A 25914-nucleotide genomic window follows, 5' to 3' on the forward strand; every position below is an offset into this window, starting at 1 on the left:
TTCCATTTGTATATAATTTTATATTGGTATAATGGACAAAATAGCGGAACATTTATCCATTATACGTTACATAGATAATATACTTACTTTTATATGTATTTATCCTTGATAAAAATAAACCGCTTGATATGGTTGTAATGCCAATTTATCCGATGTTTTATCTATTACTTCAGAATAGTTATTTAGTAACGTAGTTACAGACTGATTTTGCCATTCTGTTGGTAATTCAATTTGTTGGCTTTGTTTAGCTAAATTGGCGACAACCAATAGTTTTTCTGTTGCTGTTTGGCGTTGATAAACCCAAATACTTGGATGCTCAGGTAGATAATCGTGATAATTACCGTCTGTAAATATTGCCAACTGTTTACGCAATGCAATTAAAGTTTGGTAGGTATAAAATACCGAATTCTTATCTGCAATGGCTTGTTCTACATTGATTTGCGGATAGTTTTTAGCAACATCAATCCAAGGTGTTCCCGCACTAAAGCCCGCATTTAATGAACTATCCCACTGTACTGGCGTTCTGGAATTATCCCTTGATTTCTGCCCAAGTATTTGCAAAATCTTGCTCGGTTCATACCGCTTGTCTAATAACGCTTGGTAAGCATTTAGGCTTTCGACATCTCGATATGCTTCAATGGTGGGGAAATTCGGGTTAGTCATTCCAATTTCTTCGCCTTGATAAATATACGGTGTACCTTGCATTCCGTGTAACAACATTGCTAACATTTTTGCCGAGATTGTGCGATATTCGCCTTCATCACCAAAACGAGAAACAATTCTAGGTTGGTCGTGGTTGCACCAAAATAACGCATTCCACGCTCGGTTGTGCATTCCATTTTGCCAGTAATTGAAGATAGACTTTAGCTCGACATAATCAGGTTGAGCATAAGTCCATTTTTCACCATTCGGATAATCCACTTTTAAGTGATGGAAATTGAAGGTCATTGAAAGCTCTGTGCCTGCTAAATTTGCATATTGCTGACAATGGCTTAATTGTGTCGATGACATTTCACCGACAGTCATTAACCCAAAAGGTGTTAATGCTTTTTGATTAAGCTCTTGTAAATACTGATGAATTTTAGGGCCGTCCGTATAAAAACGGCGACCATCACCAATCTCATCATTTTCGAAATGCTCAGGTTTAGAGATTAAATTCACCACATCTAAACGTAAGCCATCAATGCCTTTTTCCGCCCAAAATTGACAGATTGAGAATAATTCTGCACGCAATTTAGGGTTTTCCCAGTTTAAATCTGCTTGTTCAGGGGCGAATAAATGCAAGTAGTATTTCTGTGCTTTGTCCGACCATTTCCACGCCGAACCGCCAAATTTTGATTGCCAGTTAGTCGGCTCTTCTCGCCAAATGTAATAGTTGTGATACTCGCTACTTGGATCTTCCCCTTCCACAAACCATTGATGAAAAGTAGAACTGTGGTTGAACACCATATCCATCACAATTTTAATATTGCGTTTGTGAGCCTCAGCAATCAGTTGCTCAAAATCTGCCATTGTGCCGTAGCTTGGATCAATATTGCGATAATCGGCAATATCGTAGCCATTATCAATTTGTGGTGAAACGTACATTGGTGTAATCCAGATGCCATCTACACCTAATGTTTGCAGATAATCAAGGCGTTTAATAATGCCTTGAATATCACCCGTCCCTGAGCCTGTGGTATCTTGGAATGATTTTGGGTAGATTTGATAAATGACCCCGTTTTTCCACCAGTTATTATCGTTCATTTTATTTCCTTAATTTTAAGAGCAACCAGATTTGCAAATTTCTACTCAAATCTAACCGCTTGCATTCTCCGCATTCGTCAGCGTGCGGATTACTTTGCACTGCTCTATCTGTTGCCTTTGACAGCCTGTTAATACTTGCAGGCTCTGCTTAATTTCTATCAGTTGTTGAATTTTTTGCTCGACCAACGCCAAATGCTGTTCAACTAAGTCATCTGCATTGTGGCAACTGTTTTCAGGGTTTTGTTGTAACGCTTTAAGCTGTTTGATCTCATCAAGGCTAAAACCTAAAGAACGGCAAGTTTTGATGAAATTAAGCTCTTGGCGATTTTGCTCAGTAAAGAGCCGATAGCCATTTGCTGATCGTTTTGGTGCCGTGAGTAAGCCAATTTTTTCATAATAGCGTAAGGTTTCAGGGTTTAGCCCTAGCGCTTTACAGAGTGCATTTTTGCTGAATGTTTGCATTGTTTTCACCTTTCAGTTCTGCTTTTGCTTGTCGGTTAATTTGTCGCCCCGCTTGAATGGCGAGATATGCCATTATTGATGCAACGAACAAATCAGGGTAGTGATTTTGGCTAAAATAGACTGCAATCGCTGCAATCACTACGGCAATATTGCCTAAAGCATCATTGCGAGAGCATAGCCAAACACTACGCATATTGCTATCGCCTTCTCTAAAGCGATATAAAATCACCGCAGAAAGCACATTTGCCAACAATGCTAACAACCCAATAACGCTCATCTGCATATAATTCGGCAACTCCCCTTGCCAAAACTGATAAAGCGTAACCACACAAGTTACCACGCCCAGTAAAATCATTGAGTAGCCTTTGAGTAACGAGGCTTTCGCTCGATATTGCAAGGCTTTATTCAGCACCACAATGCTAATCAGATAATTTGCTGCATCGCTGAAAAAATCAACACTATCAGCTAACAACGAAACGGACTCAGCTTCTACGCCATTAAAAACTTCGACAATAAACATTATCAGATTAAGCCAAAGCACCGCCCATAATGCATTACGATATTTACCCTTTTTGTGAGTGATTGTATGTGAACAACAAGCCATTTTTTCTCCATCATTTGAAATTGAATATGGTGAAAAGATAAAGGTTGTAGTTACTACAAGGTCAAGCATAAATTTAGGGAAAATTTGATTTTTTTGATTTGCAAAAAATTTTGAAAATCTGACCGCTTGCCTGCCCCTCTTTCAAGTGGGGCAGATTTGTTAAAGCGATTTATTCAATTTCGCCTTTTAATACTTTACGTCTATATACTGCCATTGTGAGTAAAACTGGTACAACAATCGCAATCAACATTGCAATGGCAAACACGCCCCAGAATTGATGTTGAATAGAAAGAATACCAGGTAAACCACCCACACCAACGCTACTTGCAAGTACGCCAGCAAAACCACAAACTAATGCCGCTGATGCTGAGCCGATCATTGCACATAGCATTGGGAAACGGTATTTCAAGTTGATACCGTACATTGCAGGCTCTGTTACCCCTAAGTAAGCAGAAAGAGCTGCAGGTAATGCTACCTCACGCACTTTCGCTTTTTTCGCCATAATTAAAATTGCCACTACTGCCGATGCTTGTGCGATATTTGAGAGTGCAATTAAAGGCCAAACAGGTGTTCCACCAATGCTGCCAATCATTTGGAAATCAACTGCAAGGGTGGTTTGATGTACGCCAGTTACCACAAGCGGTGCATATAAGAAACCGAATAACGCCGCACCGATAGGAGCAAATTCACCTGTCATTGCTGCTTTTACAACAAAAGCCACACCATTACCAATCTCACGCCCAATCGGTCCAATAATTGCGTGAGCCAAGAACACAGCTAAGATAATTGATGTTACTGGAACAATGATCAGATTTAAGAAATCAGGCACAATCTTGGTTAAGATACGTTCAATGTAAGAGAGTACTAGTCCAGCCATAATTGCAGGGATAACCTGTGCTTGATAGCCTACCTTCTCAATAGAGAACATTCCAAAATCCCAAACTTCTGGCGTTTGTGAACCCAATGCGTAGGAGTTCATCAATTGCCCCGATACAAGCGTAACCCCAAGTACAATAGCGAGTATTTGTGATGTTCCCATTTTACGCGCGATAGACCAACAGATCCCAACAGGTAAAAAGAAGAAAATCGCTTCCCCAATTAGCCATAAAAATGAGTGCATACTTGCCCAAAAAGCACTCACTTCCACTAAGGTTTTAGTACCCTCTTCAAACATTTTGATGTCGCCAATCACATTGCGGAAACCTAAAATCAAACCGCCACTGATAAGTGCAGGCAATAATGGAATAAAAATATCCGCCATATGCGAAATGGCACTTTCATACCATTTTTGATTTTTACGAGCAGCAGCTTTCACTTGATCTTTACTTACGCCACCTTCTAAGCCCGCTTGCTCTAATACTAATTTATAGTAATCGCCAACTTCTTGTCCGATAACGACTTGATATTGCCCACCTGTTGAAAAGTTAGCTTTTACCATTGGTAGCTCTTCAATTGCTTTGCCATCAACTTTACTTTCATCATTTAGTACAAAACGCAAACGAGTAATACAATGTGTTAAGGTTGCGATATTTTCTTTACCACCGAGTAATTCGATCAACTGAGTTACACTGCTCGGATCAATTTTCTTTGCCATAAATAGCCTCTTTATAAAATGAAGGAATAAATTTATTGCGTATTATAAATAGGTCTATTATCTAATCAATGGGAACGTTCCCATAAAATAAAAGAAAAATGTGAAGAAGATCACAAAACAGAAAAATAATAAGCCACCTAACCAACATTTAACCTTTCTTATTCCAAAATAACAAATAAAATACACCTTAAATAACAAGTTAATATATAGGAATAAATATGAAAATTATCTCACCGCAAGAAGCAAAAGAAATGTGTGTGCAAGGAGCAATATTGATTGATATTCGTGAAACCGCCGAATATAGACGTGAACATATATCTAATGCTATTTCTATTCCCCTATCACAATTACAAGAAAAGAATCAGTTTGATTTAACCCCAAATACAACAGTTATTTTTCACTGTAAATCTGGTGTAAGAACCAAACAGGCAGAAGCACAACTCAATGAGTTTGCTCAAACAAATAATTTTGATGTGTATCTGCTTGAAAACGGTATTGATGGCTGGAAACAAGCTGGACTAGAAACCATAATAGATCGTTCTCAACCTATTGGTTTAATGCGACAAGTACAGATTACGGCAGGTTCATTCGTATTGTTGGGTACGATACTCGGTACATTTATCCACCCTTTGTTCTATTCTATTTCAGCATTTATTGGAGCTGGTTTAATCTTTGCAGGAGTAACAGGATTTTGCGGAATGGCTCGTTTGTTAGCCAAAATGCCTTGGAATAAATAAACTTGCAAAATGATCTTAATATCTGACCGCTTATAAGCGGTCGGATCTATGATTATTTTTACAAATTTCTAGTTTGGATTTCAGACTTATTGCTGATAAAAAATGTTCTATGTAATCATAATTTTAGCATTAGCAACATATCATCAATTGGAGAGGGCTGAAAACCATAATTCAAATAGAATTGTTTTGCTTTCTCGTTAAGTGCGTGTACTAACAAGGCTCGTACACCAACTTGATCAGACACTGCTTTTGCTCGTAATACAACATCTTTAAGTAAAGCTGCTCCTAATTTTTTTCCTTGATGTTGCTTATCTATCGCTAGTCGCCCCAAAATAATAACGGGTATTGGATCTGGCATATTTCGTCTCAACGCACCTGATGTAAATTGATGACTGACAGAACCAGCAGCCAAAGCATAAAAACCAACAACTTGGTTTTCTTGGCAAATGACAAATGTTCTGCTAGCTTGGTTTTGCTGATTTTTAAGTGCATTTCGCTTAAGCCAAGTGTTCAATATATCTTCACCACAATCAAATAAATCTACATTATGATGAGCAGCTAATAATTCAGGGGCTGAATACATCTTATGACTCCCAAGGTGCATTTACCGCCATCAATTTTTCTAGCCCTTGGTTCGATAAGTTAGGTTGTTCTAGTACTTGGATAAAACGATTGAAGTTATTCTCATCTAATTGGAATACAGTTCTATCCAAAATCACATTTTGTGCATAACTACAAGCAGCATCTAACATAAAATCAGAGCGTGTTTTTCCAAGTAATGACGCTGCATAATCAATCAGATCACGTTGTGTTGGCTCAACCCGTAGGTTAATTGCGGCAGTACGCATAATTATCTCCTTACTTGACATATACAATTGATATACAAATTATAGTGTGTAGCAATTGTATATGCAATCAAATCTCCGATATTACTTATTTCCAATGAGAATAGTGTAACAAGCGGTCGGATCTTGTAAATTTCATACTAGCTCACATTCCACCATAATATGCTTAATCGGCATTCCATCTAATACGGCAAACAGCTGTTCTACCACTATATTCCCAATTTTTGAGAAACCAAGATCGACACTGATCACACTTGGAAATAGAAAGTGCAACAACGGATTATTACCTACGCCGCATACTTGAATATGCTGATACTGTTTCTCCTGTAAATACTTCACCACACCGATTGCTTGGGTATCTGTGGCACAAATAATTGCAGAAGTTTGGGCTGAAATGACCGCTTGTGCATTATGATAAGCCCAATCATAACCAAGCTCCCCTTGAATAGAATGTGCAACCAATTGATATTTTTGACAAAATTCTAAATAGGCTTGATGGCGAATGTAGCCTGTTGTACGGTCATTATCCTTTACACCAAGATAGTAGATATTGTGATGTCCTTGCTGATAGAGATAATCCATTAACAACGTAACCGCTTTATGATCGTGATAATAGACAGAAGAAAGACTTGGATAATCTTTAGCAATAACTACCATTTTATGCTGCCACGCAAGCAATGTTTGCTCTTCTAATTCCGTAAAGGCAAATAAAATTACCCCATCAACACCGCGTTTCTGAAAAAAATCTAAATGTTCCTGAACTAACTGCGGTTTAAACTGGCTTTCTACAATAATCGGTTCGCATTGTGCAGCATAAAGCAATGGCAAAATGCTAGATAATGCTTGATTTTCTGCACTTGATGTCAAGCGAGTAACAATGATCCCAATGGTACGAGAACCGACACCACGCATTGCTCTTGCTGATTTAGACGGTTGAAAGCCATATTGCTGAATAATTTGTTCAACTCTCTGCCTTGTTTCTTCACGCACTTTAGGGTCATTATTTAATACACGAGAAACGGTCGATTTCCCAACCCCACTTAAGCGAGCAATATCATTGATTGTTAATTTAGCCATTTTTTCTACGAGTTTAGTTAATCCGACACAACATTAAATCATTGAAATGGGTAATGCAATTAAGTCTTCTGCCAACCATAATGGTTGCGGATATTGATTTAGAATGACTCCATTACCCAATTTAATCTCTTGTTCGGGCAAATTATCTTTCAAAATCGAAAAAGATTTTGCCATTTTTTTATCAGGAGCTGCACTGGTTTTAATTTCAATCGGGTAAAGTGTACGATCGTATTCAATCAATAAATCAATCTCTTTTTGATTGGTATCTCGATAAAAATAGAGCGGTGGCTCAAGACCATTGTTGTAGAACGATTTAATAATTTCACTCACGACAAAGGTCTCAAAAAACTGACCATTTTTCGCCCCTTGTGAAATCGTTTCTGGTGTTAGCCACTTAGTTAGCCAAGCCATTAAACCTGTATCAAGCATATAAACTTTCGGGGTTTTTATTGCTCGTTTTAAGTGATTATTACTATATGGTTTAAGCAAATAAATAATCCCTGATGTTTCTAAAATTGTCGTCCAACGTTTAATCGTATCTACTGAAACACCAACTTCTTGTGCAACATTACTATAATTCAATAGTTCCCCACTTCGAGCAGCAATCGCCACCATAAAGCGTGTAAAATCACTAATATTACTGATATTTGTTAATGCTCTCACATCTCGCTCAATATAAGTGGAAACATAAGACGCATAATAAATTTCCCAGTTCACTTCTTGTTCATACAAGCGTGGCATATAACCTTGATGAATAATTTTCCAAATATCATCAAGAGGTTTACTCTGCTTCGTTCTTTCAATGATGTAATCTTGTGTTGGAATAAAAGGCAAATAAAAATCAATTTGCTGAATTTCTCGCAGAGAGAAACCTTGTAATTTCAATACGGCAACTCTACCTGCCAAACTTTCCGTCACATTTTGCATTAACTGAAATGCTTGAGAACCTGACAGCAAAAATAACCCTGATGTTTTTTGTTTGTCTATGGCTAATTTCAAGCTAGAAAATAGTTCAGGAACGTATTGCACTTCATCTAAAATCAATCTGCCATTGTGGTTTAACATAAATAAGGTCGGATCATTGCGAGCCTGAGCCAATAAAATAGGATCATCAAAAGTAACATATTGATAATTTTCCCCAATATGCTGCAACAAAGTTGATTTTCCAACTTGCCGAGGACCAGTAATCAATATCGCAGGAAATTGTGTAATGAGATTTTGCAGCAGTGGTTGCATTTGACGAGCATAAAACATTCTATTTTCCAGTTCAATTTCAGATAACATCGTAAATTAAACTAGAAAAATTGGTAAAAGTAAAGAAAAATTCAGTTTAATTTAAGACTGCATCGTAAATCAAACTGAATTTTTTAATCATAAAAGCGGTAAGTTCAACTTAATTTCTTACAATCTTACCGCTATTTAAGGCTTAATGTGCTTCGTCCCAGTTTTTCCCGATGCCAACTTCTGCGATTAAAGGGACTTCTAAAACAATCGCTTTTTCCATTTCAGTTTTAATAAGCTCGCTGTAATGCTCTACTCTGTCTGCTTTGACTTCAAATACAAGTTCATCGTGTACTTGCATAATCATTTTTATATCATCACAGTGTCGAATTGCGTTATCAATGCCGATCATTGCCACTTTGATAATATCTGCTGCGGTTCCTTGCATTGGAGCGTTAATTGCCACACGTTCGGCAGCTTTACGGCGGATTTGGTTACTCGATTGAATATCGGGTAAATATAAACGGCGTCCAAATAAGGTTTCGACATAGCCTTTTTCAGCAGCTTTTTCACGAATATCCATCATAAATTGCTGTACAGCAGGATAGCGTTGGAAATAGCGTTCCATATATTTTTTCGCTTCTGCTCGCCCAATACCCAGTTGGTTAGATAAACCAAAATCACTCATTCCATAGATCAAACCGAAGTTGATCGCTTTAGCACTACGGCGTTGTTCACTTGTTACTTGTTCTAATGGTACATCAAAAATTTCTGCTGCAGTGGAACGGTGAATATCTTTACCTTCCGCAAAGGCTTTAATCATATTGGCATCTTTTGCTAAATGAGCCATTATGCGTAATTCAATTTGTGAGTAGTCTGCGGCTAAAATTACATAGCCTTCTCGAGCGATAAAGGCTTGGCGAATACGTCTGCCTTGTTCATTACGGATAGGAATGTTTTGTAAATTCGGATCACTAGAAGAAAGTCGCCCTGTTGCTGTTACCGCTTGATGATAAGAAGTATGTACTCGTCCTGTAGTAGAGTTAATCATTTGTGGCAATTTGTCGGTATAAGTTGATTTCAATTTACTTAAACCACGATGCTCCATCAATAATACTGGCACTTGATGCCCCATTTGTGCTAATTCTTCAAGCACTTCTTCATTAGTCGATGGTGCACCTTTCGGGGTTTTCTTCAATACCGGCAAGCCTAGCTTAGTAAACAGAATTTCTTGTAGCTGTTTGGTTGAAGCTAGGTTGAAAGTTTCGCCAGCTTCCGTATGTACTTGTTGTTCTAATTCGGCTAAACGTTGTTCAATTTCAATAGAATGTGTGTGAAGTAATTGAGGATCAATCAGTACACCATTACGTTCAACACGAGATAATACCGCAACTAATGGCATTTCAATCTGTTCAAATAGTTTCAGTAATTCAGGTTCTTTGCTCAGTTCTTGATGAAGTACTTGATGTAATTTCATTGTAATATCCGCATCTTCGGCGGCATATTCTGTGGCTTGCTCTAACGAAATCAGATCAAAGGTTTTCTGATTTTTGCCCTTACCAGCAATCTCTTCAAAAGGAATGGTTTGATGCCCTAAATAACGTTCGGAAAGTGCGTCCATATTATGTCTGCCAGTGCTATTTAAGGTGTAGGATTCTAACATTGTATCGAATGCGATACCTTGTAGTTCGATACCATTGCGTGCAAAAATAGTTAAATCATATTTAATATTTTGTCCCACTTTTTGTATCGCTGGATTTTCTAAGATCGGCTTTAACTGAGCAAGACACTGTTTTTTATCAAGCTGTTCAGGCAATAAAATAAATTCACTCTGCTCGGATTGGCTTTCATCACCAAATAAATCAGTTTGTGCTGGCGTGCTAATACCTTTATGGGCAAGGGGAATGTAGCAAGCCTCGCCATTTTCTAGCCCAAAAGAGATCCCGACTAATTCGGCTGACATTGGATCTAAACTATTGGTTTCGGTATCGACTGCAATGAGTTTCGCTTGTTGTAACTTTTCAAGCCATTGAGCAAACTGTGTTTCTGTCTTGACACATTGATAAGCGGTACGATCAATCTCGATTTTTGCAAATTTCTGTTCAGAACTCACCGCTTGCTCTAACTGTGTTGCCTGATATTGATTCGGTATTTTTTCGGGTGCTGTTTGGGTAACAGGGTTAGTATTATCCATTACTTCATTTAGCCAACGCTTAAATTCGTAACGACCAAACAATTCCACAAGTTGATCTCGCTGTTGTGGCTGTGTGAGTAATTGATCGTGAGTAACATCAAGGGGAACATCAGTTTTAATCGTAGCCAATAGATATGAGAGATCTGCTGTCTCTTTTTCTGCGGCTAACTTCGGTGCAAAGGTTTTAGCACCACGAAAAGAGAGTTCTGCAACCTTATCTAAATTGGCATAGATTGATTGCATTGAGCCGATTCCTTGCAGTAAAGCAATAGCGGTTTTTTCGCCCACCCCTTTTACACCAGGAATATTATCTGATGAATCACCAAGTAAGGCTAAGTAATCAATAATTAACTCTGGTGGAATACCATATTTTTCAATAACGCCATCTCTATCAAGTAAGGTATTATTCATTGTGTTGATCAGCATAATATGATCGTTCACCAGTTGTGCCATATCCTTATCGCCTGTGCTGATTAACACATTCTTACCTGCTTGAGCGGCTTGTACCGCCAATGTCCCGATAACATCGTCAGCTTCAACACCTTCAATTGAAAGTAAAGGAATGCCTAACGCTTTGATCATTGCGTGTAAAGGTTGAATTTGGGAACGTAATTCATCAGGCATTGGTGGTCGATGGGATTTATATTGCTCAAATAATTCATCACGAAATGTTTTCCCTTTCGCATCAAAAACGACAGCAATATGGCTAGGTTCAACCTGTGCAATTAAACTTTTTAACATATTCAATACACCATACATTGCCCCTGTTGGCTCACCTTGTTTATTGGTTAATGGTGGAAATGCGTGAAATGCACGATAAAGGTAGGACGAACCGTCCACTAAAACGAGTGGGTTTTGTGCGATAGTAGCCATTTAGATCTCTTTTTATAATAACAATTTAGGCTCATTATACCGAAATATATTAGGAAAATGGCTAAATCTTAATAATTAGTGGAATAAGGTTTATAGAGTGGATAAATACCACTCTATCTTAGAAAATGGTTATAACAATCGCCCATTATCAATTTTATAAATGTGATCAAAATGCGTTAAACCATTTAGGCGATGCGTAATCATCAATAGCGTTTTATGTTGGCAATGTGTAAGGATAATTTGTAAAATCTGTTGCTCGGTTTCTCGATCCAATCCTTCCGTTGGCTCATCTAACAATACAATTTCTGCCTTGCTCAGAAGTAAACGAGCTAACCCTAATCGCCGCTGTTCGCCACCTGATAATGGCCGCCCACCTTCGCCAAGCCATAAATTTAGCCCTTCTTGCTCCAGCAAATAAACCAAGCCGACTTTCTCCAATACTGCTGTGAGTTGTTGATCATCTGCTTGTGGGTTTCCCATCAATAGATTTTCTCGCAAGGTATTACTAAAAATATGCACTCTTTGGCTTAGTACCACCAGTTTTTCTCTTAAAGTATTTTCTGAAAATTCGCTTAATTTGCAATGATTAAGCCAAATCTGACCGCTTGTTACATCATAATTACGAACTAATAGTTGGAAAATCGTTGATTTCCCACTGCCAGTTTTGCCTAAAATCGCAACCTTTTTCCCTTTTTCAATGCTAAATGAGACTTGTCGTAAGACTTGTTCGTCCTGTTCAGGATAAGCAAAATCGACTTGTTCAAAACGAATAAGCGGTTGGTTTTCTGCTATATTTTGCCATTTTGCATTACCTGTAAATTTGACTAACGGTTGCTGAGTCGTAATTTCTGTTAAGCGTTCAGCCGAGGCAATCACTTGCCCTAAATGCAAGAAAGCAATGCCTATCGGCATTAAAATTTCTAACGATGCAAGAACACAAAATACCACAAGTGCTATCAAAGCCTTTGGTTGCTCTGCACTTGGCACACTAATTGCAGTGGCTGAAAGATAAATAACCACTGTCATTAAAATACCATTAGCGATAATTAAAATAGCATTTGATAAACCACTTAATTGGCTCTCTTTACTCTGTGCATTTAACCATTGCTGTTCTGTTTGACGTAACCTCTCACTAGCTTGGGATTGCGTACCAAAAAGTAAAAATTCTGCATTTAGCTGTATCCACTCAATAAATTGACTACGGTAATTCGCTCGTGAATAGATTGCAACCTTGCCTAATTTTTGTCCTAAATGATAAAACAAGGTAGGTAATACAAATAATAAAGCGGTCAATGTGCCGCAAATAACTAAGGCTAATAAAGTCGAAATAAACGAAAGCCCGATCCCCATAAAAAGAATAACCATTACCGCACTAATAAATGGCGATAGTAAGTTTAAATATAAGGTATCAAGTGTATCAACATCTGCCACAAGTCGATTTAACAGCTCACTATGGCGATAACGACTGAGTTTAGCTGGGCTAAGCGGAATGAGCTTACGGAAAATTTCTACTCGTAAATTAGCTAATACCCTAAAGGTGCCATCGTGGGTAACTAAACGTTCAAAATAGCGAGAAACCGTTCGTCCTATCGCCAATCCACGCACCCCTGCAGAAGGGTAGAAAAAATTAAAAAATAGGCTTGAGCCTACCAATGCAGATGCAGCAAGAAACCAACCTGATAAACTTAATAAGCCGATACTAGCGGCTAAACTGGTGATAGCTAAAATAATCCCTAAAGCTAATAGCCCAAAATGATTGCGATATAACGCTAAAAATGGAAAAAGTGAACGCATCTATTTTACCTTATTTCTTAATTTCCAAGCAGCTCTTGGTTTCCTAATAATTCTGCAAAGAAACCTTTTTTCTCAAGCTCTGAGAATTTACCTTTCTGAATAATTTGTCCTTGTTTCATTACCCAAATTTCATCGCATTGTCTTAGGTCTTCAATACGGTGAGTAATCATTAGGGTAGTTTGTTGTTGGCTTAGATGATGCAATGTAGCTAATACTTGTTGTTCTGATTGCATATCTAAACTTGCTGTCGGCTCATCAAGCAACAAAAATTGATAAGGGCGAAGTAATGCTCTAGCAATCGCAATACGCTGTGCTTGTCCACCTGAAATCCCCATATTAGCATCTTGAATTTCACGCTCTAGCCCTAAGCGATAAACAAATTCATCCGCTTTAGATAAACGCAGAGCTTCGCTAATTTGTTCATCTGTGGCTTGCGGATTACCAAGAATAATGTTGTCTCGTAAGCTCCCTTTTATCAACTGAGGGTTTTGCCCAACCCACGCCAGTAAAGCTCGCCATTGTGTGATGTCTAACTCTCGTAATTCAACACCATTAATTTTAATACTTCCCTGATAAGGTAAAAAACCAAGTAACATATTCATTAAAGAACTTTTACCTGCCCCACTCTGCCCAACTAACGCAATATGTTGTCCTGATAAAATAGAGAAAGTTAAAGGTGCTGTTAAAGGTTGCCCTTGCGGTGATAAGATTTGACAATCGGTCGCAATTATACTTAATGGCTGATTTGGTAATGAAACAGCGCCATTAGTTTGTGTTGATACATCACTTGTTAAGAATGTTTCAATACTATCAGCAGCCCCTATTGCAGCCGCTTTATCGTGATAATAAACGCCTAATTCTCTTAATGGTTGGTAAAATTCTGGTGCTAACATCAAGCAAAAGAACCCAATAAACAGGCTCACACCCACATCATAATAGCCAAAATCTAACTCACCCAAATAGATAAAACCAAAATAGACCGCCATAACCGCAATGGAAATTGCGGTGAAAAATTCCAGTACTGCTGATGAAAGGAATGCCATTTTAAGCACGTCCATTGTACTGATACGAAATTCTTCGGTACGTTTGAAAATTTGCTCTGTTTGAGCTTCAGCTTGCCCAAACAGGCGAATGGTTTCAAGCCCTTTTAAACTATCTAAGAATTGTCCACTTAAACGAGAAAGCACCCCAATGTTTCGTTGATTAGCATCAGCTGCTTTAAAACCTGCCAGAGCCATAAAAATCGGTAGTAGTGGCAGGGTAATAAATAAAATGAAACCAGCCGCCCAATTTAATGGAAAAACAAAGCAAAGAATAACAAGCGGTGAGATCAACGATAAAAATTGCTGAGGTAGATAACGAGCATAGAAATTATGAATATTTTCGACTTGCTCTAGCATTAATGCTGCCCAACTTCCCGCTGGTTTTTGTTGAATAGTCATTGGGCCTACTTGAGCAAGTTTATCTAAAATTTGCTGACGTAAATGGATTCGTAGAGTTTTCCCTGCTTGGAAACCAGTTCGCTCACGCAACCAAAACAGCAATGCTCTACCAACAAAGCAAGCCAGTAATAAAACTAACTCCCCGATAAAATCAGTAGGCGATTGCTGTTCCATAATCATCTTGTGCAACATTGATGCTAAAAACCACATCTGCCCCACAATAAGCAATGCACTAAATGTTCCAAATAGTACATTTAAGTAAAGCCATTTTTTGACAATTTTTTGTTGTTGTCTAAGCCACTTTTGTAGCTGTTTTTGCCGTTGCTTATCCATAATTAAAATTTATGTTCCTATAAAATCTGTTACCTTTGGAAAAGGTTCGGTTTAGTCAAATTCAAAACGATAAAGCAGATCAACTGCTTGATTAACACTTGATACCCATTGCAAATAAAGGCTTGGAGCTAAACGATAGCGTAACGTTAATTCAGTCAATGGTGCGAAAATACCCACACCATATTTGACTTTAAATTTAGGCGTAAGGCTACCACTGACAACAACTTTTGTGTTATCACCAATCCCTGCAGTTGTAACATTAAGATCACTGATCCCAAAGGCACTCCCTACACCGCCAACTACTTTGCTACTTTTTGATAAGCTCATACCTATCAATGCAGCTGCAATGGAGTTACCCGCATTTCCCCCCTCACTATCTAAACTACGCCCACTTAAAATATAGGAGAGGATTTGATCTTGTGACATTGATGGTGTTGAAAATAATTTTACATCTGGAGAGTCTGCAATACCAGTTACCTTAACCCCTGCAATAATACCAGAATCTTCCATTGCTTCAGGATTACGAATTGCTTCAATATCCAAAGTTGGCTGAGAAGGTAATCCCGTAAAGGAAATTAACCCTTTACGCACCACTAAATCTTGTCCAAATGAAGCAAATGTTCCATTTTTCAAATTTACCTGCCCATACAAACCAAGCCCTTTGCTACCTTGACGTACTTTTAGAATACCGTATAAAGCTGTTTTTAAGCCATAAGCGTCTAGTCTAACATCATCACCAATATTGATTGTAACATCAGCTTTAATTGCCATACCTGAGCCTGTTTGTGGCACATTTTTAGGTAAAGTAGCAACTTTGTTAGCGAGTTTATTTCTAGCAGAACCGTCCATAATCACTTCATCTGCACTCACGCTTACCGCACTTTCTGGTAATTCTTCAACTTCAATCCTTGCCCAAGGAATATCGACATTACCACTTAGAGTAAGCTCTTTAGGAGTCGCTTTTACTTCAATATTTGGGCTAACATCTACTTTTGCGATACTTGGAATATCAACGCGGAATTTATTCGCTTTAGCGGTAACACGCGTATGCCACGCATCAAGTTTTTTCCAATTTGCATCGCCTTCTAAAAGCAAGTTACTTTCTTTAGTTTGAACATTACCTTTTAAACTTGAAGATGCACCATTGAAATTTAAGGCTAAATTCCCGCCCGTTACATCAAATGGCATCATTGCGGAACGAGCAGTCAAACCTGTTAAATTCAAATTACCATACAACAATGGCGATAACGCATTACCACCAAGAGTTAAATTAGCATTGATATCTCCTGTTACCGTTTCTCCATTGGTCAAAAGTGGTTTAACTAAAGACAAATTAAGATGATCAATATTGATTTTTCCTGATAAAGAACGAGCATTGGCAATATCTTTCATCAATAATTCACTGTCAATACGCCCATTATTTTCAATTTTAATATCCGTATTCAGCTTTAAATTGTTATCCGCCAAATTCGCAACAATTTTCACTGGCGATAACGTAATCGGGAAAATTCGATAATCCATTTTTTGACTAAATTTCACCGCATTAGATGTTAATTCTACATTCACCTGTGGTGCTTTATTCGTAAACCAAGCTGCATCGCCTTTTGCAGCAACAATACCCGAAATTTGGCTCTCTTTTTCTAAAAATTCCTGCAATGTCGCTAAATCAAATTGCTTAATTTCAAAAGGTACTTTCCCCTCTTTACCCGCTTGGAAACGTTGTGGGAAACAGATATTCACTTTAAGATTATGCCAACAATGTGCAGAAATATCTGCTTGAATTTTGCGATTATCATAGCTAATTTGTAACGATTTATCGTTCTTCCATTCGCCCACAGGAGATTGAATTGCGATATCCGCTAATTGCCCTTGCCACTGTTGTGCTGTTCGATCAAATTTACCTGTGAGCTGTAATGCTGCCCCAACAGGTTCGCCCTTAGCGGTCAGTTTTAGACTATGATTTGCTTCACTACCACTTGCAACTAACGTTGCATCATCAATACGAATATCGCCTTGTTTAAAACCTCGAAAACCAATCTCAACATCGCCTTGAATTGTTTGTTCAGTCGTAACCTTTCCTTTGGCAGTCAAATGTTGTAAACCGAATTGCTCGTAGCTCACATTATTTGCGGTTAAATCTAAATTTATCTCTGGCTCAGTGACTTTACCTTGTAATTTGACATTACCATTCACACTCGCTTTTAAATTTGGCACTAACCCTTGTAAATTAGGGGCTTTAATCTCAGCAATAAAATCTGATTTTTCGCCTAATATACCTTTTAACGCAATGTTATTCTCACCATAAACTAGCGTGGCATTAGGTATATTTAACAAGGTTTGGTTATCTGAAGTAATTTGTCCTTTTAGTTGTAATGTTTTTTGGAACAAATTACCTTGAATATTCATATCAGAGAGCTGAACCGCCCATTCCTTACCATTCTCACCTCTTACCGCATAACCAGATGAAATAAGATCGCCCGATAATACAGCCGCCCATTCAGGTAACAATGTTTTCGTATTGATATTATTCAGATTAAGTGCCGATTGCCATTCAACCCCATTCGACCAATCAACTTTACCGTTCAAATTAGCCTTGCCTTGTAAAGCATTGAGATTCAGATCTTGCAAAGTAAATTCCGTTAATCCTCCCTTGCCTTTCAAAGCAAGATCCCCCGCAGGTAAATTCATTCCGCTCATTGCTAGGCTAGTTTCTAACTGATAATCTAATAAATCTCCAGATAATAACAGGGCGACATTTTTAAGTTTTAAAGGCTCACTCCCTTTCTCTTGAATAAACGGATAAGTAACCTGTTCACTTTGGAGCTGCAATTGCAAAGGCGTTTTTGGCTCTGCTAGTTTCACAAAGCCATTGATTTTGGCATTAACAGCACCTTCAGTTTGAATATCAAGTTCTGTTTTACCAAATAACTCCCCTGATACAGTTGCACTGACTTTACTTGCTGGTAAACCATACTCCTTTAGTACTGGAGAATTTGCATTAAGTTGCCAAGATAATGGGTAGTTTTCTGATAAGGTTAATATTCCCTTTCCTGAAATATTTCCTTTATCTGTTTTTACCGAAAGCGTTGTTAAATCTACGGAAGTACTATCTGATTTAGCGACAAGCTCAACATCTGAGATATGAACTAATGAAGTTGGCTCTTGTATCTTGCCATCAAGCTCTTTCGTTTTCTGCTCAATATGAATATTTTCTGCGTTAAATTCAGGAATATTCAGATCAATCGGTAATTGAATAGGATCTAATTTAGTTAATAATGGTTGAGAGAGTTTCTGCTTAATCTCTTGCCAATCTATAGGCTGTGTTGGTTCATTCTCTTTTTTTGTATTTTTTTGTTCAGAACCCACCGCTTGTTGTGCTGGCAAGGAAAGTGTTAGCCCTTTTACTAAAGTTGGAGAGAGTGTCAAGTTCGAGCCTTCCCCGTTAAGCCCAGAGTGGAAATGCTCCAATGCAATATCCATTTCATCTACTTTAACTTGTACATTATCCAAACTAATTTGTTTCAATGAAACTGAAATAGGCAACTCAATCTTGCCCAAAGGCTCACTTTCTTTAGGCTGAGAAGCGGGAAGTTTACTCGTATCAATTGCAATAATTGCATTTTTAACCGCTAGATTTTCTAAACAGGCTTTTCTATCTAGCAGGCATTGAAAGCCAATATGTAAATCTGCTTGCCCTAATTGCACATCAACGCCGTCCATTTGATAATGAGCGTCAGATAAACGTAGCCCTTCTTGTAACGAGCCTTCTACCTTACTAAACGATAGCCCTTGAAGCTGTTTTGCAACAAACTCCAATGCCATCTGCTGACCTTTTCCTGTTGCTAACAATGCCACTGGAATTGCAATGATGAGAAATACAATTGCAAAAAACCAAGCGAAAATTCGACATTTACGCTTTTTCGGCTGATGTTCTACATTTTCTGTCTGTTCTGCCACATCGGGCTTTTCAAATTTTTTGTCGTCCATTTTGTTTTAATTCTTAAAGTTCTGAACCTAAACCAATATAAAATTGAATGCCTTTTTGATTATTTGGCGATCTTACTGGGGTTGCAATATCTAATTTAATCGCTCCGATTGGTGATGCCCATCGAACCCCAACGCCTGCACCTGAATGTAACTCTTTTCCTTTGTAATGACGTGCTGCAAGTCCTGTATCATAAAAAGCTGCCGCCCACCAATTCGGATAAACTTGATATTGATACTCTGCACTGGCTGTCATTAAATGCGATGCCCCTGTCAATTTACCTTGCTCATCTCTAGGTGAAATATCTTTATAGCCAAAGCCCCGAACACTCATATCTCCCCCAGCAAAATAACGTAATGCAGGTGTAATACGCTTAAATTCACTGGCATTTAAATAGCCGACTTCCGCTCTAAAGTAAAAACGGTGGTTTGTAAAATAAGTTCTTACCCACGCAGTTGAGGCTTTCGCACTGTAAAAATTCACATCAGAACCCCACATTTTACTTCCCCAATTTAGTGTTACTTTTTGTGAGTCCCCCCAAAGTGGAAAACGATTTCCATCACTACGAGTGCGATTCAACGATGCTGTTGGATAAAGCAATAATGTTTTAATTTTAGGCTGACTAGCTTGCTCAAAAGCGTCATAACGTGCTTTTAACCCTAAGGAAAAAGCCCAACCTGTTTCGTGATTCCAAAAACGTTGAAAACCTAAATGTGCCCCTGTGAATTTGGTATCATTCTGATCTTCACGCTCTAAACCACCTGAAAACTGATAGAAATAATTGATTGGGTGGGCTTTAATCGGGATCTTATAACCAAACTCAAAAGATTGCTCTGGCTTAGAAATATAGGTATTACTTTCTATACTATGCCCACGATCATTGATCCAAGGTTTTTTCCAATTAAGCTGTAAACGGGGTCCAATGTCTGTAACATAGCCGATCCCAATTTCTACATCATTTTTCTTACGTGGTTGTAGCAGTACATTCAAATCTACGGTTTTATTCTCCTCGTGAATTTCTGGCTCAACTAAAACAGAAGTAAACCAATTACTTGATGAGAAATCACTAGATAGTTTAGAAAGATCCGTTAAGTGATAGTAATCACCTGACTTAATGCGAAGGATATTTTCTAAATAATCTTGACGGATTTGGCTATTCACAAAGGCAATATTGCCATATTTATAGCGTGTTCTACTGTCATAGCTTAAACGCCAATCTGCCGTATGCTCCTTTGGGTAAACTTCCAAGCGATGAACCTGCCATTCCCCATCAAAATAACCACGAGCCTGTGCTAATTTCTCAACACTACTTTTAAAATTCTCATAAGTTTCGTGGTTTAGCACCGTTTCTTTAGCTGGAATTGATTTTTTGAGATTATCAAAATCACTATCTTCTGCCGCCATTCCTGTAATCTGAACATCACGCTCATCAAGTTTCACTGGCTTATCTAACTGAACTTGCAACTTTAAGAGATCTTTTTGCGGGTTAGGACGTGGCGTTAAACTAAAATGATACTGGGTATTATAATATCCCAATGCTCTCAATGCCTTATCCACTGCTTGCTGAACACGATGTTGATAACGTTCCGATCCATCTGCTTCATCATTACTTAGCTGTGATAAATAGACTCGTACATTGGCGTAAAGCTCTTTGTCTTTGATACCTTCTACACGCAATAAAACTGTTTGCTCTGCTTGAGCTGTTAATGTTATCAACGTCAATAACGCAAAAATAGAGAGTTTTGTTTTCATTATATTGGCTCTTTTAGCTCACTAATTTGGTAAAAATGTTCTTCAATCTGACCGCTTATGTCATTATTCTCTTGGCAACCCACGTAATAACGGAACAGTATTAAATGGCGGAACAGAACTTAATGCAGGTTCTATGACAAACTGGATACTGAATGGTTTCACAGGCTCAATTTTCTCACCACGCCATAAACTACTTAAACTCACTAATTGAATATCATCAGGTAAATTTGATAATCCTGCTTCTAATACGGCTATGGAATGTTTTCTTGGGTGACCTATCATTATTGCCAAACCATTCTTTCTGGCATACAAAATCGCTTGTTGAAATTGTTTTTTCACATCTTCAAGGGCATCACTATCATCTAAAAAAATATGACGCTCTAATGCTTTAATACCAAACTCTTTTGCCACCTTTGCCGCAACACTATTACCTGCAGTTTTACTATCAAGGAAGAATAGCTGTTGAGCTGACAAGGCTTTCATTAAGTGTTGCATTGTTTGCCGATCTGTTGTGGCTTTACTCCCCATATGATTATTTAAGCCTATCGCATAAGGAACTTGCATTCGAGCCGATTCAATTAAACGAGCAACTTTATCTTCTCCCATTCCCACAAATAATGCTCCAGCCTCAATTAACTGAGCATTATTCTGTGGCTGCATTGGCAAATGAATGAGAATATCTCTTTTTTGTGCATAAGCCTTATTTGCTCTCGCTGTGGCATAAGGTGCAACAGGGATAATTGCGACACTGACTTCTTTAGGTAAATTATAAATTGCATCATCTTCTCTTGCTCGATAACCAATATCATCAATCACAATCGCTAATTTGCCTGCCACCGCAAGCGGTGAGAACCACACAAAAATTTGCAAAAAAATAGCAATAACCAACCGCTTATCTTTCATCATTTGCATATTAACGCACCCAATTCAATGGATTAACTGCAACACCCTTACGACGAATGGCAAAGTAGAGAGCAGAACGATTTTGTCCACCAGAATTCCCCGCATAAGCAATGGTTTGCCCAGCTTGAACCCTTGCTCCTTTTTTAACTGCAAGAGATTGATTGTACCCATAGAAAGACATATCACCCTTACCATGATCAATTGCGACTAACTGTCCATAACCCTCAAGCCAACTAGCTAAAGCAACTTTACCGCCAGCAATCGCTTTTACTGGTGTTCCTGATTTTGCTTCAATTACAATCGCATCCCATTTAAGCTCCCCCATTTGAGTAGAACCAAACCGATTTAAAATTTTGCCCGCTAAAGGCATTGCATACTTACCAGACAACCCAGCTCCCGCACGAACCTGCTGTTTTTCTTCTTCTGTCGCTTGACGTTTCTCTTCGGTATTCTTTTTCTGCTCTAATTTCGCAATTTCTTGTTTTTCTACTTGCTCAGATTCTCTTAGGGCTTGTGCAATCTGACGGCGTAAAGCTGCTTCATTATTCTTCAATGCATCTAAACGGTTTTGGTCTTGTTCCAAAGTCTTATCAATGGAACGAATGGTACTTTCACGTTGATTTTTGACTTTTTGTAGCTCTTTTTCCTGTTTTTTCTGTTCCGATAGCTGAGTTTGTTGCCCTGATTGCTGTTTTTTTAACTCATCTCGGCGAAGTTTTAACTCATCTTGGGTGTTGCGTAATTCGTTAATAGCATCAATACGAATTTGATTCATATGCTCATAATAAGCACTCATTCGATCTGCATTTTTAGCATCTTCCGATAATAAACGCTCTAACACAGAAGGGTGAATACCAGAACGATATGCGGAATCTAATTGCTCCTTCAGTCTTTCTTTCTGCTCAATTTCTTGCTTTTCTAAACGTTTAATTTCTTGCTCAGTATGACGAATAACTTGACGGATTTCAGTTAAGTTTGTTTCAATCTGTTTTAATTGAGTATTGACATTACTAATCTGAATTTCCTGACTTTTTAGGGTAGATTGAAGAGAATCTCGTTTCTGCTTTTGTTCTCTAATTTTAGCTTGCTGTTGGTTGATTTTTTGCTGAATTTGAGAAAGCTCATTAGCAATTGAATGATTTATCAACCCCAAAGATAAATATATAGAAATGATAAAATAGAATAATTTTATAACTTTCACGAAATATACCCCTCCAATTAACCAACGAACGCATTAGTTATTCTAATCACTTATCTTGAAAAAGACTATTATTTTCCAATAATTATATTCTTTATACTTAATAAGTATTATGCAAACCCAATCTTTTTACATCAATCGTAAAATATTGATATTTGGTACAGTTATTCAAATTATGCGATAATGATCGACAAATAGAACTATCCTGCTTTACAGCTTTGAAGGCATTATGCAACATATCGATATTCGTGGGGCAAGAACCCATAATCTAAAAAATATCAACTTAATCTTACCTAGAGATAAATTTATTGTTATTACGGGTTTATCGGGGTCAGGAAAATCTTCCTTAGCTTTTGATACCCTTTATGCCGAAGGGCAACGCCGTTATGTTGAATCACTTTCGGCTTATGCTCGTCAGTTTTTATCGCTAATGGAAAAACCTGATGTTGATCATATTGAAGGGCTTTCTCCTGCCATTTCGATTGAGCAAAAATCAACTTCTCATAACCCACGTTCAACGGTTGGTACGGTAACTGAAATTCACGACTATTTGCGTTTACTTTTTGCTCGTGTAGGTGAACCACGTTGTCCTGATCACGATACACCACTGGCTGCACAGACGATCTCGCAGATGGTTGATCGTGTATTGGAAGAGCCTGAAGGAAAACGTTTGATGTTGCTTGCCCCTGTGGTTAAAGAACGTAAAGGGGAGCATGTAAAACTTTTAGAGAATCTGACCGCTAATGGCTATATTCGAGCTAGAATTGATGGGGAAATTTGCGATCTTTCTGACCCGCCTAAACTTGAGTTACAGAAAAAACATACCATTGAAGTGGTGGTTGATCGTTTTAAAGTGCGAGCGGATATAGCTACTCGCTTGGCAGAATCTTTTGAAACAGCACTTGATCTATCAGGTTCGACAGCCATTATTGCTGATATGGACGATCCTAATGCAGAAGAATTACTTTTTTCATCGAGTTTTGCTTGTACAGAGTGTGGCTACTCTTTAACTGAACTTGAACCACGTTTATTTTCCTTCAATAACCCTGCTGGAGCTTGCCCTACTTGTGATGGTTTAGGGGTTCAACAATATTTTGATGAACGCAAAGTTGTGCAAAATCCTGAAATTTCGTTAGCAAATGGGGCGATTAAAGGGTGGGATCGCCGCAGTTTCTACTATTTTGGTTTACTTAAAGCGGTGGCTAAACATTACGATTTTGATATTGAAACACCATTTAATGAGCTACCAAAAAAGATTCAACAAATTGTCTTAAATGGCTCCAAAGATGAAATTGAGTTCTTGTATGTGAATGATCGAGGCGATAGTGTTAAACGTGTTCACGCTTTTGAAGGTGTGCTTAACAATATGGCTCGCCGTTATAAAGAAACTGAATCCAATTCAGTGCGTGAAGAATTAGCTAAATATATCAATAATCGAGCTTGTACAGATTGTGAAGGTTCTCGTTTACGCAAAGAGGCACGTTATGTATTTATTGAAAAAACGAATTTGCCGATGGTATCAGAAAAAAGTATTGGCGAAGCTCTGGATTTTTTCGATAAGCTCAATTTAGTGGGACAAAAAGCTAAAATTGCAGAAAAAATTCTGAAAGAAATTCGAGAAAGATTGCAATTTTTAGTCAATGTTGGTTTGAATTATCTCTCATTATCTCGTTCTGCTGAAACATTATCAGGGGGGGAAGCTCAACGGATTCGCCTTGCGAGCCAAATTGGAGCTGGGCTTGTTGGGGTGATGTATGTCCTTGATGAGCCGTCTATCGGTTTACATCAACGAGATAACGAACGTTTATTAAATACCTTAATCCATTTACGCAACTTAGGGAATACCGTTATTGTGGTTGAACACGATGAAGATGCGATAATGGCGGCAGATCATATTGTGGATATTGGTCCTGGTGCTGGTGTTCACGGTGGAAACGTGATTGCTCAAGGAACTGCTCAAGAAATTATGCAAAGTGAAGTGTCATTAACAGGTAAATTCTTATCTGGACGAGAGAAAATTGAGATCCCTGCACAACGAACACCAAGAGATGCCACTAAATTACTGACATTAAAAGGGGCAAAAGGCAATAACTTAAAAGAGGTTGATTTAGAAATTCCAGTTGGGTTATTTACTTGTATTACTGGGGTTTCGGGTTCAGGTAAATCGACCTTAATCAACGATACCTTATTTCCTATTGCACAAAATGCGTTAAATCGTGCTGAAAATAGCAATGTTGCTCCTTATAAAAGTATTGATGGACTTGCACATTTTGATAAAGTGATCGACATTAACCAAAGCCCGATTGGACGTACACCACGCTCAAATCCTGCTACTTACACTGGGTTATTTACACCTATTCGTGAACTCTTTGCAGGTACTCAAGAAGCAAGAGCAAGGGGATATAACGTAGGACGCTTTAGCTTTAATGTGCGTGGTGGGCGTTGTGAAGCTTGTCAAGGTGATGGGGTTATTAAAGTAGAAATGCACTTCTTGCCTGATGTTTATGTTCCTTGCGATCATTGCAAAGGCAAACGCTATAATCGTGAAACGCTTGAAATTCGCTACAAGGGTAAAACGATTCACCAAGTATTAGATATGACGGTGGAAGAGGCTCGTGAGTTTTTTGATGCGGTTCCTATGATCGCTCGCAAATTACAAACGCTCATTGATGTAGGATTATCGTATATCCGTTTAGGGCAATCTTCTACAACACTTTCGGGCGGCGAGGCTCAACGGGTTAAGTTAGCAACGGAACTCTCAAAACGAGATACAGGTAAAACACTCTATATTTTAGATGAGCCAACCACAGGTTTACATTTTGCTGATATCAAACAGTTACTCAGTGTATTACATCGCTTACGAGATCAAGGCAATACGATTGTTGTGATTGAACATAATTTAGATGTAATTAAAACAGCCGATTGGATTGTCGATCTCGGGCCTGAAGGTGGAGCGGGAGGCGGACAAATTATTGCGACAGGTACACCAGAACAAGTTGCTCAAGATAAACATTCTCACACAGCAAGATTTTTAAAAGCGATCCTTGCTAAAGGTTAAAACTTATTACTCAAAAGCTAATCAAGCGGTAAGATTGAGGTAAAAATTTGCAAAAAATAAGCGAATCTTACCGCTATAAATAAGCTCAAAACTGCG

17 protein-coding genes are annotated in these 25914 nt (G+C 38.2%); 2 read left to right on the top strand and 15 right to left on the bottom strand.

What is annotated here, in order from left to right; genetic code table 11:
* Positions 1-99: 99 nt before the first annotated feature.
* From treC to treB, 4 genes are all read right to left on the bottom strand, one after another.
* Entirely contained in the window at positions 100-1746 is a 1647-nt protein-coding gene (gene treC, locus ACWIW0_RS01325; RefSeq protein ID WP_454451882.1) for an alpha,alpha-phosphotrehalase, read from the bottom strand.
* Positions 1747-1797: 51 nt separating this feature from the next.
* Positions 1798-2208, bottom strand: a complete 411-nt coding sequence (locus ACWIW0_RS01330; RefSeq protein ID WP_454451883.1) for a MerR family DNA-binding protein — start codon at positions 2206-2208, stop codon at positions 1798-1800.
* On the bottom strand, positions 2177-2881 hold the full coding sequence (locus ACWIW0_RS01335; RefSeq protein ID WP_454451884.1) for a cation transporter: 705 nt from the start codon (positions 2879-2881) through the stop codon (positions 2177-2179). Before ACWIW0_RS01335 ends, ACWIW0_RS01330 begins: the two co-directional genes overlap by 32 nt.
* Positions 2882-2981: 100 nt before the next feature.
* On the bottom strand, positions 2982-4406 hold the full coding sequence (gene treB, locus ACWIW0_RS01340) for a PTS trehalose transporter subunit IIBC (protein ID WP_454451885.1): 1425 nt from the start codon (positions 4404-4406) through the stop codon (positions 2982-2984).
* A gap of 218 nt (positions 4407-4624) precedes the next feature.
* Between treB and ACWIW0_RS01345 the strand changes: the two genes are divergently transcribed.
* Complete coding sequence (locus tag ACWIW0_RS01345; protein ID WP_454451886.1) at positions 4625-5143, top strand: rhodanese family protein; 519 nt, start codon at positions 4625-4627, stop codon at positions 5141-5143.
* Positions 5144-5258: 115 nt separating this feature from the next.
* Here ACWIW0_RS01345 and ACWIW0_RS01350 read toward each other — a convergent pair whose 3' ends face one another.
* The 11 genes from ACWIW0_RS01350 to envC all read right to left on the bottom strand — a co-directional run bounded on the left by ACWIW0_RS01350 (position 5259) and on the right by envC (position 22763).
* Positions 5259-5726, bottom strand: coding sequence for a GNAT family N-acetyltransferase (locus ACWIW0_RS01350; RefSeq protein WP_454451887.1), 468 nt, complete (start codon positions 5724-5726; stop codon positions 5259-5261).
* Between the two features lies 1 nt (position 5727).
* Entirely contained in the window at positions 5728-5991 is a 264-nt protein-coding gene (locus tag ACWIW0_RS01355) for a type II toxin-antitoxin system TacA family antitoxin (protein ID WP_454451888.1), read from the bottom strand.
* 132 nt (positions 5992-6123) lie between these two features.
* The gene (gene treR, locus ACWIW0_RS01360) at positions 6124-7065 is read right to left on the bottom strand and encodes a trehalose operon repressor TreR (RefSeq protein ID WP_454451889.1); all 942 of its coding nucleotides are present in this window, start codon (positions 7063-7065) and stop codon (positions 6124-6126) included.
* 33 nt (positions 7066-7098) lie between these two features.
* Complete coding sequence (locus tag ACWIW0_RS01365; protein ID WP_454451905.1) at positions 7099-8319, bottom strand: ATP-binding protein; 1221 nt, start codon at positions 8317-8319, stop codon at positions 7099-7101.
* A gap of 172 nt (positions 8320-8491) precedes the next feature.
* Positions 8492-11353 (bottom strand): DNA polymerase I, encoded by a 2862-nt coding sequence (gene polA / locus ACWIW0_RS01370; protein ID WP_454446354.1) that lies wholly within the window; start codon positions 11351-11353, stop codon positions 8492-8494.
* A gap of 129 nt (positions 11354-11482) precedes the next feature.
* Positions 11483-13147, bottom strand: coding sequence for a heme ABC transporter ATP-binding protein/permease CydC (gene cydC / locus ACWIW0_RS01375; RefSeq protein WP_454451890.1), 1665 nt, complete (start codon positions 13145-13147; stop codon positions 11483-11485).
* 17 nt (positions 13148-13164) lie between these two features.
* Entirely contained in the window at positions 13165-14922 is a 1758-nt protein-coding gene (gene cydD, locus ACWIW0_RS01380; protein WP_454451891.1) for a heme ABC transporter permease/ATP-binding protein CydD, read from the bottom strand.
* Positions 14923-14973: 51 nt separating this feature from the next.
* Positions 14974-18909, bottom strand: coding sequence for an autotransporter assembly complex protein TamB (gene tamB, locus ACWIW0_RS01385; protein WP_454451892.1), 3936 nt, complete (start codon positions 18907-18909; stop codon positions 14974-14976).
* Positions 18910-18922: 13 nt separating this feature from the next.
* On the bottom strand, positions 18923-20659 hold the full coding sequence (tamA, locus tag ACWIW0_RS01390) for an autotransporter assembly complex protein TamA (protein WP_454451893.1): 1737 nt from the start codon (positions 20657-20659) through the stop codon (positions 18923-18925).
* A 63-nt stretch (positions 20660-20722) separates the two neighbouring features.
* Positions 20723-21571, bottom strand: coding sequence for a divergent polysaccharide deacetylase family protein (locus tag ACWIW0_RS01395; RefSeq protein ID WP_454445801.1), 849 nt, complete (start codon positions 21569-21571; stop codon positions 20723-20725).
* A gap of 1 nt (position 21572) precedes the next feature.
* Positions 21573-22763 (bottom strand): murein hydrolase activator EnvC, encoded by a 1191-nt coding sequence (envC, locus tag ACWIW0_RS01400; protein ID WP_454451894.1) that lies wholly within the window; start codon positions 22761-22763, stop codon positions 21573-21575.
* A gap of 226 nt (positions 22764-22989) precedes the next feature.
* Here envC and uvrA point away from each other — a divergent pair, with 226 nt between their 5' ends.
* Entirely contained in the window at positions 22990-25818 is a 2829-nt protein-coding gene (gene uvrA, locus ACWIW0_RS01405) for an excinuclease ABC subunit UvrA (RefSeq protein ID WP_454446273.1), read from the top strand.
* Positions 25819-25914: the final 96 nt, after the last annotated feature.

The organism is Ursidibacter sp. B-7004-1 (assembly GCF_053654055.1).

Coding starts and splice junctions, on each gene's coding strand:
- treC (WP_454451882.1), bottom strand. CDS start 1,746: ATGAACGATAATAACTGGTGGAAAAACGGGGTCATTTATCAAATCTAC.
- ACWIW0_RS01330 (WP_454451883.1), bottom strand. CDS start 2,208: ATGCAAACATTCAGCAAAAATGCACTCTGTAAAGCGCTAGGGCTAAAC.
- ACWIW0_RS01335 (WP_454451884.1), bottom strand. CDS start 2,881: ATGCTTGACCTTGTAGTAACTACAACCTTTATCTTTTCACCATATTCA.
- treB (WP_454451885.1), bottom strand. CDS start 4,406: ATGGCAAAGAAAATTGATCCGAGCAGTGTAACTCAGTTGATCGAATTA.
- ACWIW0_RS01345 (WP_454451886.1), top strand. CDS start 4,625: ATGAAAATTATCTCACCGCAAGAAGCAAAAGAAATGTGTGTGCAAGGA.
- ACWIW0_RS01350 (WP_454451887.1), bottom strand. CDS start 5,726: ATGTATTCAGCCCCTGAATTATTAGCTGCTCATCATAATGTAGATTTA.
- ACWIW0_RS01355 (WP_454451888.1), bottom strand. CDS start 5,991: ATGCGTACTGCCGCAATTAACCTACGGGTTGAGCCAACACAACGTGAT.
- treR (WP_454451889.1), bottom strand. CDS start 7,065: ATGGCTAAATTAACAATCAATGATATTGCTCGCTTAAGTGGGGTTGGG.
- ACWIW0_RS01365 (WP_454451905.1), bottom strand. CDS start 8,319: ATGTTTTATGCTCGTCAAATGCAACCACTGCTGCAAAATCTCATTACA.
- polA (WP_454446354.1), bottom strand. CDS start 11,353: ATGGCTACTATCGCACAAAACCCACTCGTTTTAGTGGACGGTTCGTCC.
- cydC (WP_454451890.1), bottom strand. CDS start 13,147: ATGCGTTCACTTTTTCCATTTTTAGCGTTATATCGCAATCATTTTGGG.
- cydD (WP_454451891.1), bottom strand. CDS start 14,922: ATGGATAAGCAACGGCAAAAACAGCTACAAAAGTGGCTTAGACAACAA.
- tamB (WP_454451892.1), bottom strand. CDS start 18,909: ATGGACGACAAAAAATTTGAAAAGCCCGATGTGGCAGAACAGACAGAA.
- tamA (WP_454451893.1), bottom strand. CDS start 20,659: ATGAAAACAAAACTCTCTATTTTTGCGTTATTGACGTTGATAACATTA.
- ACWIW0_RS01395 (WP_454445801.1), bottom strand. CDS start 21,571: ATGCAAATGATGAAAGATAAGCGGTTGGTTATTGCTATTTTTTTGCAA.
- uvrA (WP_454446273.1), top strand. CDS start 22,990: ATGCAACATATCGATATTCGTGGGGCAAGAACCCATAATCTAAAAAAT.